13 protein-coding genes are annotated in these 16,503 nt (G+C 63.8%); 8 read left to right on the forward strand and 5 right to left on the reverse strand.

The window, feature by feature from the left end:
* Positions 1-84 precede the first annotated feature (84 nt).
* Genes NKG60_RS09585 through NKG60_RS09605 form a run of 5 tightly spaced genes read left to right on the forward strand, consistent with a single transcriptional unit; the run spans position 85 to position 5,515 of the window.
* Positions 85-1,977: a SurA N-terminal domain-containing protein gene (locus NKG60_RS09585; RefSeq protein ID WP_352665066.1), complete on the forward strand. Its 1,893-nt coding sequence runs from the start codon at positions 85-87 to the stop codon at positions 1,975-1,977.
* The gene (trpD, locus tag NKG60_RS09590) at positions 1,974-2,984 is read left to right on the forward strand and encodes an anthranilate phosphoribosyltransferase (RefSeq protein ID WP_352665068.1); all 1,011 of its coding nucleotides are present in this window, start codon (positions 1,974-1,976) and stop codon (positions 2,982-2,984) included. The genes NKG60_RS09585 and trpD overlap by 4 nt, the downstream gene beginning before the upstream one ends.
* Before the next feature lie 4 nt (positions 2,985-2,988).
* Positions 2,989-3,801 carry an indole-3-glycerol phosphate synthase TrpC gene (trpC, locus tag NKG60_RS09595; protein ID WP_502903390.1) on the forward strand — a complete coding sequence of 271 codons (813 nt, stop codon included), beginning with the start codon at positions 2,989-2,991 and terminating at the stop codon, positions 3,799-3,801.
* Between the two features lie 2 nt (positions 3,802-3,803).
* Positions 3,804-4,310, forward strand: coding sequence for a cyclic pyranopterin monophosphate synthase MoaC (gene moaC / locus NKG60_RS09600; protein ID WP_352665071.1), 507 nt, complete (start codon positions 3,804-3,806; stop codon positions 4,308-4,310).
* Entirely contained in the window at positions 4,310-5,515 is a 1,206-nt protein-coding gene (locus NKG60_RS09605; RefSeq protein WP_352665073.1) for a molybdopterin molybdotransferase MoeA, read from the forward strand. The genes moaC and NKG60_RS09605 overlap by 1 nt, the downstream gene beginning before the upstream one ends.
* A gap of 7 nt (positions 5,516-5,522) precedes the next feature.
* Here the strand turns inward: NKG60_RS09605 and NKG60_RS09610 are convergent, their stop codons facing one another.
* Both NKG60_RS09610 and kynU read right to left on the reverse strand, forming a co-directional pair.
* Complete coding sequence (locus tag NKG60_RS09610; RefSeq protein WP_352665075.1) at positions 5,523-6,353, reverse strand: hormone-sensitive lipase; 831 nt, start codon at positions 6,351-6,353, stop codon at positions 5,523-5,525.
* Between the two features lie 96 nt (positions 6,354-6,449).
* Complete coding sequence (gene kynU / locus NKG60_RS09615) at positions 6,450-7,697, reverse strand: kynureninase (protein WP_352665077.1); 1,248 nt, start codon at positions 7,695-7,697, stop codon at positions 6,450-6,452.
* A gap of 448 nt (positions 7,698-8,145) precedes the next feature.
* Here kynU and lexA point away from each other — a divergent pair, with 448 nt between their 5' ends.
* The gene (gene lexA / locus NKG60_RS09620) at positions 8,146-8,880 is read left to right on the forward strand and encodes a transcriptional repressor LexA (RefSeq protein WP_352448829.1); all 735 of its coding nucleotides are present in this window, start codon (positions 8,146-8,148) and stop codon (positions 8,878-8,880) included.
* Here lexA and NKG60_RS09625 read toward each other — a convergent pair.
* Entirely contained in the window at positions 8,874-11,339 is a 2,466-nt protein-coding gene (locus NKG60_RS09625; RefSeq protein ID WP_352974883.1) for a ComEC/Rec2 family competence protein, read from the reverse strand. The two genes, lexA and NKG60_RS09625, sit on opposite strands and share 7 nt — an antisense overlap.
* A 96-nt stretch (positions 11,340-11,435) precedes the next feature.
* Here NKG60_RS09625 and gltX point away from each other — a divergent pair, with 96 nt between their 5' ends.
* Positions 11,436-12,857: a glutamate--tRNA ligase gene (gene gltX, locus NKG60_RS09630; RefSeq protein WP_352868237.1), complete on the forward strand. Its 1,422-nt coding sequence runs from the start codon at positions 11,436-11,438 to the stop codon at positions 12,855-12,857.
* 179 nt (positions 12,858-13,036) lie between these two features.
* On the forward strand, positions 13,037-14,365 hold the full coding sequence (gltA, locus tag NKG60_RS09635; RefSeq protein ID WP_254817305.1) for a citrate synthase: 1,329 nt from the start codon (positions 13,037-13,039) through the stop codon (positions 14,363-14,365).
* 78 nt (positions 14,366-14,443) lie between these two features.
* On the opposite strand, the gene lpxB is transcribed toward gltA, so the two are convergent.
* The gene (gene lpxB, locus NKG60_RS09640; protein WP_352974885.1) at positions 14,444-15,610 is read right to left on the reverse strand and encodes a lipid-A-disaccharide synthase; all 1,167 of its coding nucleotides are present in this window, start codon (positions 15,608-15,610) and stop codon (positions 14,444-14,446) included.
* On the reverse strand, positions 15,600-16,502 hold the full coding sequence (locus NKG60_RS09645) for an LpxI family protein (protein ID WP_352665083.1): 903 nt from the start codon (positions 16,500-16,502) through the stop codon (positions 15,600-15,602). Before NKG60_RS09645 ends, lpxB begins: the two co-directional genes overlap by 11 nt.
* Position 16,503: the final 1 nt, after the last annotated feature.

Consider the following 16,503-nt stretch of genomic DNA (forward strand, 5'->3'; position numbering starts at 1 on the left):
AGCAATCGACAGTGGGCAGGAAGGGCGCTATTGCGCTTGTTTCAGACTCGGCGCATGCGAAATGCGCAAAAATCGGAAGTACTCATGCTTGGTATGTTGAGAAGCGCGGCGGGGACCTGGGTCGCGAAACTGCTGCTGTCATTGTTGGTGTTGAGCTTCGCCATCTGGGGTATCTCGGGACGGCTGATGGGCGGTCTTGCCGGCCATGATGCCGTGATTACGGCCGGAGGCACCAAGGTCTCGATCAACGAATACCGCCTCGCCTACGATCGCCAGCTCAGCGTCATGTCGCAGCAATTCGGCCAGCGCATCAGCCGCGAGCAGGCGACGGCGCTCGGCATCGACAACCAGGTGCTGGCGCAACTCGTGTCGGGCGCCGTCCTCGACGAGCAGGCCCGCAAGCTCGGCCTCGGCCTGTCCAAGGACCGGCTCGCCGAACTGACGCGTGAAGACCCGGCATTCAAAGGGCCTGCCGGAACCTTCGACAGGAGAAGCTTCGAGTACCTGCTTCGGCAGATTGGCATGCGGCCGGAAGATTATTTGAAGAACCGCGCCCAGGTCGCGGTCCGCCAGCAGATCGTCGAGGCGGTTTCGGATGGCCTCAAGGCCCCGGATACATTCTTCAAGGCGGTCGCGCTCTATCGCGGCGAAGATCGCACCATCGACTACCTGACCTTGCCGAAATCGCTTGTCGAGCCGATAGAAGCGCCGTCCGACAGCGTGCTTTCGGCCTATTTCGAGGAAAACAAGAAAACCTACGCCGCGCCCGAATACCGCAAGTTCTCCTATGTCAGGCTCGAACCGGAAGACATCATGGATTTGAGCGCGGTGACCGACCAACAGGTCAGCGACGACTACAACAAGAACAAGGCGCGCTACACCACGCCGGAGATGCGCACCATCGAGCAGCTTGTATTCAAGACGCCTGATGCCGCAAAGGCGGCGCTCGATTCGCTCAGGACCGGCGCCACCTTCGACAAGATCGTCGCTGCCGAAGGCAAGGCGCCGGCCGACACGCTGCTCGGCACGCTGGCCAAGGACAAGATCGCCGACAAGGCGGTCGCCGATGCTGCCTTCAAACTCAACGTCAATGAGGTCAGCCCGGTCGTGCAGGGCGCCTTTGGCCCCGTTCTGCTGCGCGTCACCGAGATCAAGCCCGAAGTGGTGAAGCCGCTGGCCGAAGTGTCCGGGCAGATCCGCAAGGATCTGGCACTGGGCGAGGCAAGCCGCATCTTGCTGGACGTGCACGACAATTACGAGGATACGCGCGCCTCGGGCAGTTCGCTCGCCGAGGCAGCCGCCAAATTGAAGCTGAAGGTCGTCACCATCGACGCTATCGACCGCACCGGCCGAAGGCCGGATGAAAGCATCGTCAAAGACCTGCCGGAATCGCCGGCACTCATCAAGGCGGTTTTCGAATCCGAACCCGGAACCGACAATGAAGGCCTCACCACCGCCGATAACGGCTTCGTCTTCTACGACGTGAGCGGGATCACGCCGGCCCGTGACCGCACATTGGACGAAGTCCGCCAGAAGGTCGTGGCCGACTGGACCGCGGCTGAGACCACCAAACGGCTCACCGCCAAAGCACAAGAGCTCGAGAAGCGTCTCAAGGCTGGCACCACGCTCGAGGTGATCGCCGGTGAGCTCAAGCTCGAAAAGCAGACCAAGCGCGGCGTCAAGCGCGATGCGGACGACGTCGATTTCGGCAAGGAAGGCGCCGCCGCGATGTTCGGCGTCGGCGAAGGAGGCACCGGGCTGATCCCCTCACCTACGGGCGACGGACAGATCCTGTTCAAGGTTGCCGAGGTGTTCGAGCCTGCCGGGGCCGATGCCAGCTCAGTACCCCAGGACGCTCAGAAATCCTTCACCTCCGGCATGTCCGACGACCTGCTCGACCAGTTGGTGGCGCAGTTGCAGACGCAATATGACGTCCGCATCGATCAGGCGGCCGTAACCCAAGCCTTGGCCAGATGAGCGCGCTGAAGATCCACATCGCCAAGGTCGCCGCCGGCAGCGCCCTTTCTTTCGAGGAGGCGCGCGAGGCCTTCGACATCATCATGTCCGGCGATGCTACCCCCGGCCAGATCGGCGGCTTCTTGATGGCATTGCGCGTGCGCGGTGAGACCGTCAGCGAGATCGCCGGCGCCGTCGCCACCATGCGCGCCAAGATGCTGCGCGTCGAAGCCCCCGAAGGCGCCATCGATATTGTCGGCACCGGCGGCGACAATTCGCACAGCGTCAACATTTCGACCGCATCCGCCTTCGCCATCGCCGGCAGCGGCGTGCCCGTCGCCAAGCACGGCAATCGCGGACTGTCCTCGCTGACTGGCGCCGCCGATGTTCTGATCGCATTGGGCGTCAAGATCGACATCCCTCCGGAAACGATCGGCCGCTGCATCCACGAGGCCGGCGTTGGCTTCATGTTCGCGCCGGCGCATCACCCGGCGATGAAGCATGTCGGCCCGACCCGGGTCGAGCTCGGAACCCGCACCATCTTCAACCTGCTGGGCCCGCTTTCCAATCCGGCCAGTGTAAGACGGCAGATGGTCGGCGTGTTCCTGCCCGAATGGATCATGCCGGTGGCAGAAACGTTGAAGGAACTTGGTGCCGACCACGCCTGGATCGTCCATGGCGACGGCTATGACGAGATCACTACCACCGGCGAGACACTTGTCGCCGAACTGGCCGGCGGCGAGATCCGCAGCTTTACGCTGACCCCGGAAGCAGTCGGGCTGAAGCGTCACACCAAGGACGAGTTGCGCGGCGGCGACGCCGCCCACAACGCCCAGGCACTGCGCGACATGCTGGGCGGCGCTGCCGGCGCCTTTCGCGATACGGTGCTGATGAATGCCGGCGCCGGGCTGGTGGTGGCCGGCAAGGTGACGACACTTGCCGACGGCATGGTGACGGCGGCGCAGGCAATCGACAGCGGCCGCGCGCTGAAAGTGCTCGACAGGCTGGTCGAGATTTCGAACGGTTAGAATTATGTCCGACATCCTGCGCAAGATCGAGGCTTACAAGCGCGACGAGATCGCGGCGGCCAAGGCGCGCGTGCCGTTTGCCGAGATCAAGGCACAGGCGACGGATGCCGACGCGCCGCGCGGCTTTCTTTCCGCCCTTGAGGCAAAGCGCAAATCCGGCGGGTTCGCGCTGATTGCCGAAATCAAGAAGGCTAGCCCATCGAAAGGCCTGATCCGCGCCGATTTCGATCCGCCGGCGCTGGCCAGGGCCTATGCGGAAGGCGGTGCCGCCTGCCTTTCGGTACTGACCGACGCGCCCTCCTTCCAGGGGGCGCCCGCGTTCCTCACCGCTGCGCGCGCTGCTGTCGACCTGCCTGCCTTGCGCAAGGATTTCCTGTTCGACCCCTATCAGGTCTACGAGGCCAGGGCATGGGGCGCCGATGCCATCCTGATCATCATGGCCAGCGTCGACGACGCGTTGGCAAGAGAACTCGAAGCGACAGCGTTCGGGCTCGGCATGGACGCGCTGGTCGAAGTGCATGACGAGGCTGAAATGGAACGCGCGCTGCAGCTGTCGTCGCGGCTGATCGGCATCAACAACCGCAATCTCCGGACCTTTGAAACCAGCCTACAGACCTCGGAGCGGCTGGTAGCGATGGTGCCGGCCGACCGCCATCTGGTCAGCGAGAGCGGTATTTTTTCGCACGTCGATTGCCGCCGGCTGGAGCAGAGCGGCATTGCGACTTTCCTGGTCGGCGAGAGCCTGATGCGCCAGCAGGACGTGGCCGCGGCAACGCGCCTGCTGTTGACGGGCAAGGCGCCGGCAGAGGCCGTTTGAGGATGGCGGCCGCCCTCACCCATCTTGGCGCGCAGGGCGAAGCCAATATGGTCGATGTCGGCGACAAAGCTGAGACGGTGCGCACGGCAGTTGCGGAAGGTTTTGTCGCGATGCGGCCCGAGACGCTGGACATGATCCTCGCCGGCGACGCCAAGAAGGGCGACGTGCTGGGCACCGCGCGCATTGCCGGCATCATGGCGGCCAAGAAGACGCACGAACTGATCCCGCTTTGCCATCCTCTGCTGCTGACCAGGATATCTGTCGATATCGAGGCGGACGCCGCGCTGCCCGGCCTGAAGGTGACAGCATTGACCCGCGTCACCGGCAAGACCGGCGTTGAGATGGAGGCTCTGAGTGCCGTCTCGGTCGCTTGCCTGACCATCTACGACATGGCCAAGGCGGTCGACCGCGCCATGGTCATCTCCGGCATCAGGCTGGTTGAAAAGACCGGCGGCAAATCCGGCGACTACAAGATCACCGGAGGCGGGGCCACCGGGGCAGGCCGATAATGGCGCTGGTCCCGGTTGCCGAGGCGCTCGAGCGCCTGCTGGACGGCGCAGCAGCGCTGCCGGGCGAACGCGCCGCACTGCTGGATGCCGCCGACCGCGTGCTGGCGGAGCCGGTTGTGGCGCTCCGCACCCAGCCGCCGTTCAACGCCTCCGCCATGGACGGCTATGCCGTGCGGGTGGCCGACATCGCGTCCGTACCGGCAAAGCTTTCGGTGGTCGGCATGGCGCCGGCCGGACGCGGCTTTGCCGGAACGGTGCAGCAGCGGCAGGCCGTGCGTATCTTCACCGGCGCGCCGCTTCCCGAAGGTGCCGACACCATCGTCATCCAGGAGAACGTCCGCGATCTCGGCGGCGGTGTCGTAGAAGTGACGGAGCCGACGGTGCAGGGGCGAAACATCCGCCGCCTCGGGCTCGATTTCGCCAAGGGCGATGTCCTGCTGCCCAAAGGCCGCCTGCTCGATCCGGCGGCCTTGTCGCTCGCGGCGTCGGCCAACCATCCCGAGGTCGCCGTGGTCAAGCGGCCGCTGGTCGCCATTATCGCGACCGGCGACGAATTGCTGCCGCCGGGCAGCAATCTTGGCCCCAACCAGATCATCTCCTCCAACGCCTATGGTGTCGCCGCCGCCGCACAGTCGATCGGTGCGCGCGCGCTCGACCTTGGCATCGCGCCGGACCGCAGGGAGGCGATCGCTGCGCTGGTTGAAAAGGCCGTGAAGGCTGGCGCGAACGTCATCGTCACGCTGGGCGGTGCCTCGGTCGGCGACCACGACCTCGTCCATGACGTCCTGACCGGGCAAGGCATGACGCTCGATTTCTGGAAGATCGCCATGCGGCCGGGCAAGCCGCTGATGTTCGGGCGGCTGGGCGACATTCGCTGCATCGGCCTGCCCGGCAATCCGGTGGCAAGCCTGGTCTGCACCCAGCTCTTCCTCAAGCCGCTGCTGGCGCGGCTCGGCGGCCGCGCCTTTCAGCAGGATATACGTCAGGTGCGGCTCGGTGCTGCCATGCCGGCCAACGATCTCAGGCAAGATTATGTGCGGGCTGTTGTCACAGACGATGCCGGTACGCTCGTGGCGACGCCGTTCGGCATCCAGGACTCCTCGATGCTGAAAATGCTGGCCGATGCCAACGGGTTGATCGTCCGCGCGCCGTTCGCGCCTGCCGCGGCGGCGGGCTCCCCCTGCGACGTGCTGATGCTACGCTGAACCTGCCTCACTCCGAGATCAAGGTCCGGGTCAGCGGATGGTCTGGATCGGCCAAACCGTCGATGATGTTGAAATGATGCCGGTCAGGCTCGACCACCGAGCTGGTCGCGGCACCCAGGCCGATCCAGATGTTGGCCAGCAACGCGCTCTGGCGCAGGAATTCGGCGCGCTCGCCGCCGCCGGCCCAGCAGGTCAGGCAGGCCTTGTCCATCGGGCGCAGCAGCACCGGACTTTCGGCCTGCGCCTCGGCCTCATCGATCGCCAGCGTCTCGTTCATGCCGGTGCGCATGATCGGGCGCAAATCGTGCACCCCCGAGATCGACACCACGTGACGAACGCGCCGGACCACTTCGGGCGCCAGCGGCGTCGTCGCCGTAACCATCCGGCTAACAAGATGGCCGCCGGCCGAGTGTCCGGTCAGCATCAGCGGCCCTGCGACCATCGCCGCCGCTGTGCCGATCGCCGCGCCGACTTCCTTGACGATGCCGGCAACGCGTATCTGCGGACAGAGCGTGTAGGACGGCATCGCAACCGCATAGCCGCGATCAACAGCGCCAGCGGCAAGATGCGACCAGAAACTCTTGTCGAATGCCATCCAGTAGCCGCCATGGACGAACACCACGAGTCCCTTGGGCTTGGTGGCCGGCAGGATAAGATCGAGCCGATTGCGTGGCTTATCGCCATAGGCCAAGTCGAGCCGCGCCCTGCCCTCGGTCGAAAGCACGTCGCGGAAAACCCGAGCGGGCTCAACCCAGGCCGCCGGCCAGCGATCGCTGCTGGCTATGTTGGCGCCGTTGGCATAGGCGTTGTCCCAATCGGCAATGTGACGTTCGAACACCCTGCGCCCTCCCCTGGCAATATGGCCTTGCGACGTAGCGTGAGCATCGCGCGGCGCGTCGTCGCCAGCCTCACGGCTCCAGCTCTCGCATCAATCTCAAGTGACAGCCGTCTTGATGGCGAAGCGCGCATCCTTCCATGCACCGGTGCGCAGGATGTCCTCAAGTACTTCGACGGCCTGCCAGACATCGGCATAGCCGACATAGAGCGGGGTGAAGCCGAAGCGCATGGTCGATGGCGCGCGAAAATCGCCGATCACGCCACGTTCGATCAGCGCGCGCATGATCTGGTAGCCATGCTCATGCATGAATGAAATCTGGCTGCCGCGTTTTTCCCCATCGCGCGTGCTTTCGAGCGTGAGCCCGTAAGTGCCGCACTTTGCCTCGACAAGCTCGATGAACAGATCGGCCAGCGCGATGCTCTTCTTGCGCACCGCCGTCATGTCGACATCGTTCCAGATGTCGAGCGCGCCCTTAAGCGTGCGCATCGACAGGACCGGCTGCGTGCCGCACAGAAACCGGCGGATGCCGGTGCCGGCCGCATAGCCTGGCTCGAAGGCGAAGGGCCGTGCATGGCCCCACCAGCCGGTGAGCGGCTGCTGGATGTCGGCAAGATGCCGCTCAGCCGCATAGATGAAAGCAGGCGCGCCCGGGCCGCCATTCAGATATTTGTAGGTGCAGCCAACGGCAAAATCGGCGTTTGCCTTGTCGAGCTCGACTGGCATCGCTCCAGCGGTGTGGCAGAGATCCCAGACGATCATCGCCCCGGCTTCCTGGGCTCTGCGCGTCAGCGCCGGCATGTCGCGCAGTTCGCCCGACTTGTAGTTGACGTGGTTGACCAGCACCACAGCGGTGCGTTCGTCGATCAGCTCTTCGATGCTCGGCGCGTCGACCCCCGAGAGGCGCAGCAGCGTATCCTTTCGCGTCGAAGCCACACCCTCAGCCATGTAGAGGTCCGTCGGAAAACTATCGCCCTCGGCGACGATGACCTGCCGCTCCGGTCGCATGGCCATGGCGGCGTGCAGCAGTTTATAGATGTTGACCGACGTCGTGTCGCAGACCACCGTCTGGCCGGCCGCGGCACCGATCAGGCGCCCGAGCTGGTCGCCAAGTTCAAGCGGCATGTTGAACCAGCCGGCCGTGTTCCATGCGCGGATGAGATCATGCGACCATTCTTCGGTCGCGGCCTTGCGCAATTCATCGAAAGCGGCACGTGAAGCAGCTCCTAGCGAATTGCCGTCGAGATAGATCACTCCTTGCGGCAACACAAAGCGGTCGCGCATCGCGCGCAGCGGATCTGCGGCATCCATCGCCTTTATGGCCGCGAGATCGGGAATTCCTGTCATGATTTGCCTGCTCCCCCAAAATTCAATGCAACGCCGGATACGCATCGACTGTTCTTCCATCACCTGGTTGCGCGCAGGAAGGCTCCACCGGCGAGAAGCAGCCTAACCAGGCGGTGGAAACCAGGACTTAACCCGAGGTTGGCGTTTTGAGTTCGTTTCGTTCACGGTGCATTGACCAAACCGCACACTCGATAGGGGTTCACTTCCGTGCCCTCCGCCGACCGACGGCCGATGCCAATGTGGCCTTCCGGGAAGCCAGAAGGGCGCAAACGAAAGCAGAATCAAGGCGATGAGGCTCGCGACGGTGAAAGTGGGGTACCCCGGTTAGGGGACGTCGTTTGTTTCCCGAGCCTTAACGCATTCATTAAACTTTAAACAGTTGCGGAACACAACTGGAACAGATAGTGTTTGTTCTGGGTTTGTTTTTCTGATTCTGTTGGGGGTCGCTATGCTGACACGCAAACAACACGAACTGCTTATGTTCATCCACGAAAGATTGAAGGAAAGCGGTATCCCGCCTTCCTTCGACGAGATGAAGGAAGCGCTCGACCTGGCTTCCAAATCGGGAATCCACCGGCTGATTACGGCACTGGAGGAGCGCGGCTTCATTCGCCGTTTGCCCAACCGGGCCCGTGCGCTGGAGGTGCTGCGCCTGCCTGACTCGATCGCCCCCGGCCTCAATGCGGCACGCAAGTTCTCGCCGAGTGTCATCCAGGGCAGTCTTGGGCAAGGCGGTCCGCGGCAAGGCAAGCCGACATCGTCGCGCGTCCCTGCGGCCGGAAATGACGACGATGTCGTCGCCGCCGTTTCGATCCCGGTGATGGGCCGCATCGCCGCCGGTGTGCCGATCGACGCCATCCAGCACCAGACGCATTCGATTTCGGTGCCGCCGGATATGATCATGGGCGGCGAGCATTATGCGCTCGAGGTCAAAGGCGATTCGATGATCGAGGCTGGCATTTTCGACGGCGACACGGTGATCATCCGCAATGCCGATACGGCGAGCCCCGGTGAGATCGTGGTGGCACTGGTCGACGAGGAGGAAGCGACGCTGAAGCGGTTCCGCCGCAAGGGCGCTTCGATCGCCCTGGAAGCCGCCAATCCGGCCTACGAGACGCGCATCTTCGGACCAGACAGGGTCAAGGTGCAAGGCAAGCTCGTCGGACTGATCCGCCGCTACTGAGTTCCGCCCTTGGCGCCGGCTTTGGGTTTGTCGGCCCTGCGGTATGGCGGCAGGCCCCGTGCCGCGCGTGAAAATTTCCGCTGCACGTGCCAGGGCCGGTATGATTTTTCGACCGCGAAACGGATTTCGGCGCGTGTTGCAGCTTGTGGATCGAAATAGACGGCGGCACTTCCCGCGCGCGCCAGTTGCCGTTTGGTGACGACGAGGACCAGCCGGTCGTAGTAGCAGGGGTTATGGGCGGTGGCGTCGTCGATGACGATCAAACTGGCAAAGGCGCAGGCTGGCCGCGCAGTATCGCGGTCCTTGGCTTGTGCGATGATCGCGCCGGATGGATGCCTGGCAAGGCAGAGGCCGTCCGTGCAAATGAACGGCATACCCGGCGGTAGGTCGGCCGGATCGGCAATGTCGAATTGCGGATCGTTCTTTCCAGGTGTTTCCGGCGCGACGATAGCCTCTGATGTGAGCGCGCGTTTCCAGTTGTCGATGGTGAACTCATTCGGGCGTGCCCGGTTGACCGCGAGTTCACCGCTGTCGATCGGCAGCGCGACCAACCGTGCGTCCTCCGAGATCAATACATCGGGTACGCGCGTCTGGGTTGTCGTTAGCAAGCCGGCGAGCGCAAAAGGAAGTGCCGCCAGCCGCAACCAGGTCGTCGCCATGCTGGCAATGACAAGGGCGATCGTCACCAAAAGGACGGATCTCAGCGAAATCAGCCCAACCGCATCGATTGGCGAGCGCTCGGAGATCCACCCGGACAGGGCGATCATCGCCGTCAGCCCCTTGCCCATCACGTATAGGAAAGGCCCATCCGCGCCGAACGGCATCGCCAGCGCACTGAGGACGGCGAAGGGCATGACGACCAGTGAGACGATGGGCATGATGGCCAGATTGGCCAACAGGCTGAGCGGCGCCACGCGCTGGAAATGCCATATGGCGAAAAGCGCCGTGGCGCTCCCTGCAATGATTGAGGTCATCGCCAGGCCGCCCATGCCCAGCAGGACCTTTCGCGTGGCGAGGCGTAGCGGCGACCGCCGCGGCGGCGGCGTGGTGGCCCTGCCGGCGCGGTAGTCGGACCAGCCGGCATAGGCGCCGACAAGGGCCGCCGTCGCGGCGAAGGACATCTGGAAGCTCGGACCGACCACCTCGTGTGGCGACACCAGAATGACCGCGATGGCCGAGATCGCCAGGTTGCGCATGGTGAGCGCGGCCCGGTCGAACAGCACGGCGATAAGCATCACCGCCAGCATGATGAAGCTGCGTTCGGCCGCTACCACAATGCCGGAAAAGACGAGGTAGGCCGCAATCGAAAAAAGCGCGGCGGCCGCGGCATATTTCTTGACCGGCCGTCGCGATGAGAAATCGGGAAACAGCGCAAAGGCGCCGCGTAGCAGCGCCATGATGGTGCCGGCGACCAACGCCATATGCAGCCCCGAGATAGAGATGATGTGATAGATGCCTGTACGCCGCATCGCTTCGTTGATCTCCTCGGGAATGCCGGCGCGCACGCCGACGATCAGCGCAGCAGCAATCTCGCCCTCGGCGCCGCCGATGCGGCTGCGGATATGGTCGGCGATGGATTCGCGCGCGTCTTCGATCGCAGAAGAAAGCCGCGCGGCAAGCGGCATGCTGCCCGACGACACGACTTTCGGATTGCCGAGAAAAAAGCCGCTGCCGCCGATACCGGCGAAATAGCTGTCGAAGGAGAAATCATAGCTGTCGGGCCGCACCGGCCCGGTCGGCGGCAGCAGCCGCACATAGCCGGCGATCTCGGAACCGGCGGTCAGCTCAGCCGGTATTTTCATCGCCGAAACGCGGACCCGTTCCGGCATGTAACGCAGTGTCGGCCTGGCGGTTGAGATCACATCGATCGTCAGCCTGATGCGGCCGCTCGCCATGGGCTCGTACGATACGACGCGACCCGTCAGCCGCGTCGAGATTTCGGAACCGAGCATATGCGTCCCGACACGCCAGGTCTCGAACTTGGCGGCAAGCACGCCAAGCGCGCAGAGCAACGCCACTATGAAGCACAGGCGCGTCCTGGGCCATGACCGCGAGACGACGGCACAAAGGGCTGCCAAGGCGACGATAGCGATCGGCTGTGGGAAGGCCGGCTCGGCCGCCATCGCGAAATACACGACCACCCCGCATGCGAGGAACACCGGCACCAGCAGGAAGGCGATGCCGCGGTCGAGTTCCAGGCCGGCCGCCGAGGTTATGCTATTGCGGATACGGGACGGTGACGGGAGGCGGAAGCGACGGCGTAGGCGCACGATGGGCTCGCCCGCGGGCACGGGAACCGTTGCGGGGTCGCTGGCCGGCAGCGACGGAGCATCAAAGCGCGGAGCGGGCAGCAATGCCGGTGCCGGAAGGACAGGCAGGGGAGCGGCAAACAGCAAGCGTTCGCTGACGCCGCTGCCAGCGTCCTCGCCCTCGCCCGCACCACGGCCTCGCACAGCCATCGGGTCTGCCCCTTGCGCCCTCGACCTCCTATGCTACATGAACGCGCAACGCGCGAAAGTCCGCAAACCCACTTCCTTCGCCCGCCTGAGAGTTCCATGCCCGATAAGGTCGTCACCCGTTTTGCCCCCTCGCCCACCGGCTATCTGCACATTGGCGGCGCGCGCACGGCGCTGTTCAACTGGCTGTATGCCAAGCACACAGGCGGCACGATGCTGCTGCGCATCGAGGACACCGACCGCGAGCGCTCCACCGATGCGGCAACCGCGGCCATTCTCGACGGGCTTTCCTGGCTTGGCCTGACATGGGACGGCGAGCCGGTGTCGCAGTTCGAGCGTGCGCCGCGCCATCGCGAGGTGGCCGAGGAGCTCGTTCGCACGGGCAAGGCCTATTATTGTTATGCGACGCCTGCCGAGCTGGAAGCAATGCGCGAGAGCGCACGGGCCAAGGGGCTGCCTCCCCGCTATGACGGACGCTGGCGCGACCGCGACCCGTCGGAGGCGCCGCCCGGCGCCAAGGGGGCGATCCGCATCAAGGCGCCGACAGACGGCGAGACGGTGGTACATGACCGCGTCCAGGGCGACGTGCGCTTTCCCAACAAGGATCTCGACGATTTCATTATTCTGCGCTCGGACGGCAATCCAACCTACATGCATGCCGTCGTCGTCGACGATCACGACATGGGCATCACCCACATCATCCGCGGCGACGATCATTTGACCAACGCCGCACGCCAGACCGTAATCTACCAGGCCATGGGCTGGGAGGTGCCGTCGATGTCGCATATCCCGCTGATCCACGGTGCCGACGGCGCCAAGCTGTCGAAGCGGCACGGTGCGCTTGGCGTCGAGGCCTATCGCGCCATGGGCTACCTGCCGGAGGCGCTGCTCAACTATCTGGCGAGGCTTGGCTGGAGCCACGGCGACGATGAGATCATGTCGATCGCCGACATGATCGCATGGTTCGACATTGGCGACGTCAACAAGGGCGCCGCCCGTTTCGACTTCGCCAAGCTCGAGGCGCTTAATGGCGTGCATATGCGCCGGATGAACGACACCGCGCTGCTCGACATCTTCGTCGCCACTCTGCCCTATCTCGAAGGCGGCCCGGCAATCGCCGCGCGCCTCGACGACGGACGCAGGGCGCAACTGCTTGCCGCTTTGCCGGGCCTGAAGGAGCGCGCCAAGACGCTGGTCGAACTTGTTGAAGGGGCTGCATTCCTGTTCGTCGAGCGGCCGCTGCCGGTCGACGAGAAGGCGGCGGCGCTACTCAGCGGTGAGGCGCGCGCGATCCTGCAGGGCGCTCATGCGGCACTAGCCATGGTGTCGGACTGGTCTGCCGCCTCAGCGGAAGCCGCGATCCGCGACTATGCGCAGGCAGGCGGCCATAAACTCGGCGCCGTGGCCCAACCTTTGCGCGCCGCGCTCACCGGCAAAAGTACCTCGCCAGGTGTCTTTGATGTGCTTGCCGTGCTTGGCCGCGAGGAAAGCCTGGCGCGGATCGCTGATCAAATCGATTAGCAAACTGGCCCAAGAAGATTGGCATTGAAAGGTGTGTTTCGCAGTGCAACATTGGGTCTTGGCCTAATCTGGCGCGCAGATTCAATTGCGGGCGCAAATGTGCGTATTCCGATGCTTTTGACGTGTTGGGTTCAGATATTTTGCCTTTGCCGGCCTGAGGAAACAAAAAGGAGTTTGCTATGACCGAACCTGCGACAAAAATGGAATTTGGCGGCAAAACCCAGGCATCCACGGCAAAGCTGGAACTCGGCGGCAAAACCCATGAATTCAAGATACGAAGTGGTTCGGTAGGACCTGACGTCATCGACATCGGTTCGCTCTACAACACTGCCGGCGTCTTTACCTACGATCCCGGCTTTACGTCGACGGCGAGCTGCGAATCGGAAATCACCTTCATCGATGGCGATGCCGGCATTCTTTTGCACCGCGGCTACCCGATCGACCAATTGGCCGAGCACGGCGACTTCCTCGAAGTCTGCTATCTCTTGCTCTATGGTGAACTACCGACCAAGGCGCAGAAGGACGATTTCGACTACCGGGTGACGCGCCACACCATGGTGCATGAGCAGATGTCGCGCTTTTTCACCGGCTTCCGCCGCGATGCGCATCCGATGGCGGTGATGTGCGGCGTGGTTGGCGCGCTGTCGGCCTTCTATCACGATTCCACCGACATCTCGGACCCTTATCAACGTATGGTCGCCTCAATGCGGCTGATCGCCAAGATGCCGACGATCGCGGCGATGGCCTATAAATACCACATCGGCCAGCCATTCATTTACCCGAAGAACGAGCTGAATTTCGCAGCCAATTTCCTGCATATGTGCTTCGCCGTGCCTTGCGAGGAATACAAGATCAATCCGGTGCTGGCGCGCGCGATGGAGCGCATCTTCATCCTGCACGCCGATCACGAACAGAACGCCTCGACTTCGACCGTCCGCCTGGCTGGCTCGTCGGGCGCCAATCCCTTTGCCTGTATTGCTGCCGGCATCGCCTGCCTGTGGGGTCCCGCACATGGCGGCGCCAACGAGGCAGCCCTGAACATGCTGGGCGAGATCGGCCATGTCGATCACATCCCGGAATTCATTGCGCGCGCCAAGGATAAGAACGATCCGTTCCGATTGATGGGATTTGGCCACCGCGTTTACAAGAACTACGATCCGCGCGCCAAGATCATGCAGAAGACCGCGCACGAGGTCCTGGGCGAGCTCGGCATCAAGGACGATCCGCTGCTCGACATCGCCATGGAGCTGGAAAAAATCGCGCTGACCGATTCCTATTTCATCGAGAAGAAGCTCTATCCGAACGTCGATTTCTATTCCGGCATCACGCTGAAGGCGCTGGGCTTCCCCACCACCATGTTCACCGTGCTGTTCGCGGTCGCCCGTACCGTCGGCTGGATCGCGCAGTGGAAGGAGATGATCGAGGACCCGCACCAGAAGATCGGTCGCCCGCGCCAGCTCTATACCGGCGCGCCGGAACGGGATTACGTGCCGATCGCGAAGCGGTGAAGATGGTGAATGGGAGCAGCGAAGCGTCGCTCCCTGTCCATGGAAACCACTATTCACAATTCACTATTCACCGTTCACTCACTTCCTCACCATGCCCATCACCACCCCAGCGGCAATCTCGCCTGACGGCTTGGCGGTTGCCATACGCCCGGCAATCTCGGCAAAACCGTGCTTCTGCCAGGTGCGGTAGGCGGTATCGGAGAACAGCGCTTCCAGCTGCCGCGCCAGATAATGCGGCCGCACATATTGATTGTAGTGTTCCGGCACAACCGGCCGGTCGGCAATGAGATTGGGCAAGGCTGCGCTCCATACTTTGATTAGCGGCTGCGCCATGCGCATGACCGGATCGAGCCGGTAGCAGGAGATCATCGGCACACCCGCCAGTGCCAGTTCCAGCGATACCGTCCCCGATGCGATCAGCGCCGCGTCCGCCTTGCCGAAGGCCTGCCATTTGCGTTCGGCATCAAGTATGATCTCAGGCTTCTCGTCCCAGCTCGCGACCGAGGTCCTGACCAGGTCGGCGACGTGTGGCACCGTCGGCAACAGCAGGCGCAAGCGGTGCCCGCGTGCCCGCAGGATCGACACCGTCTCGCCGAACGGCCCAACCAGGCGCCGCACCTCGCCGCGACGCGAACCGGGCAATACAAGCAACGTTTTCACTCGGTCAGCGGAGACGTCACGCGGCTGCGCCTGCGCCCTGGCGGCACTGACTATGCCCGGATCGTGTGCAAGGCGATGCCCGACATAGGTGCCGGGCGGCCCGCCCAGGCGAGCGAGTTCCTTCACCTCGAACGGCAGGATGCAAAGAATGTGATCGACATATGGCTTCATCGCCGCCGCCCTGCCCGGTCGCCAGGCCCACACGCTCGGGCAGACATAGTGGACGGTCGGGATGGTCGGATCGGCGGCACGCACCTTCTTGGCGACGCGCAGCGAGAAATCCGGGCTGTCGATGGTGATAAGGCAATCGGGCTTTTCACCGCCAATCGCGTTTGCCGTCTGGCCGATCCGCCGCATCAGGCGCGGCAGGTCGCGCAGGATGGCGCTAAGGCCCATCAGCGCGATCTCGCTGCCGTCGAACAATGGCGCCAGGCCGAGCGCCTGCAAATGGCGGCCGCCGATGCCGACAAGCCGAACGTCGCGCCCAGTCATGAGCTTGAGCGCCTGCACAAGGTCGGCGCCAAGCAGGTCGCCTGACTCCTCGCCGGCGACGACGGCTATCTTCAACGGCCGCTCATTCGCCATGCGCCGGCTCCGCAGCAGGCAGCCCGATCACGAAGAGGCCGAGCGCATTGGCACACCCGATGGTGGCGGGACCTTCGAGCACCAGCGAGCGGCCGGCTTCGACGGCAATGCCGGCCAGTCCGGCGGCATGCGCCGCCTCGACCGTCAGCGGACCGATGGAGGGCAGATCGGCACGCAGTTCCTGACCGGGCTTGGCACATTTGACCAAAACACCACGGCTCCTGCCAGCCAGCCTGCCGTGCCCGCGTAATTGTTTTGTCCGCTCGAGCAGCCCGTCGGTGCCTTCGACGCCTTCCAAGGCAATGGCGCGGCCGCCGACCGCAACAGCCGCCTGGCCGATATCCAGCGCACCGATTGCTTTTGCTGCAGCGTGCGCCGCCTCGATGTCGCGCCAGTCGGATTTGCGTGGCGCCGCCTTGGTCAGCAGGCCTTCGGCAGCGACCAGGTCCGGCACGATCTCGTGAGCGCCGACGACCTTGATGCCGCTGCGCTCGATCCTGCGCACGAACAGTTTCAGCACCGTGTCGTCCCCCCGGGTTACACCGACGAACAGGCTGGGTAGCCACGCGAGCAGGCCCAAATTGAGGCGCATGGCGCTCAGCCTGGGGCGCCGCGTGATATGACCCGCGGTCACCACATGCGTAACGTGATGCCGCTTAAGGATCGGCAGCAGCGAGCCGACGTCTTCCAGCCTCAAGGTTGTCTGCTCATAGGGCTCGAAATCGGCTATGCGATCGACCTCGCCGGCCGCCATCACGACGAAGGGCAATTTGCCCTGCCGGGCGAGCGCTCGGGCAATTTCGACCGGGAGACTACCGCCGCCGGCGATGATGCCGACCTTGGCATCTGGCGCGAGATCAAGGCCCTTTCCGGCAGCCTCAATCTTCGTCATC

The organism is Mesorhizobium sp. M1428, assembly GCF_040317515.1.
GTDB lineage: Bacteria > Pseudomonadota > Alphaproteobacteria > Rhizobiales > Rhizobiaceae > Mesorhizobium.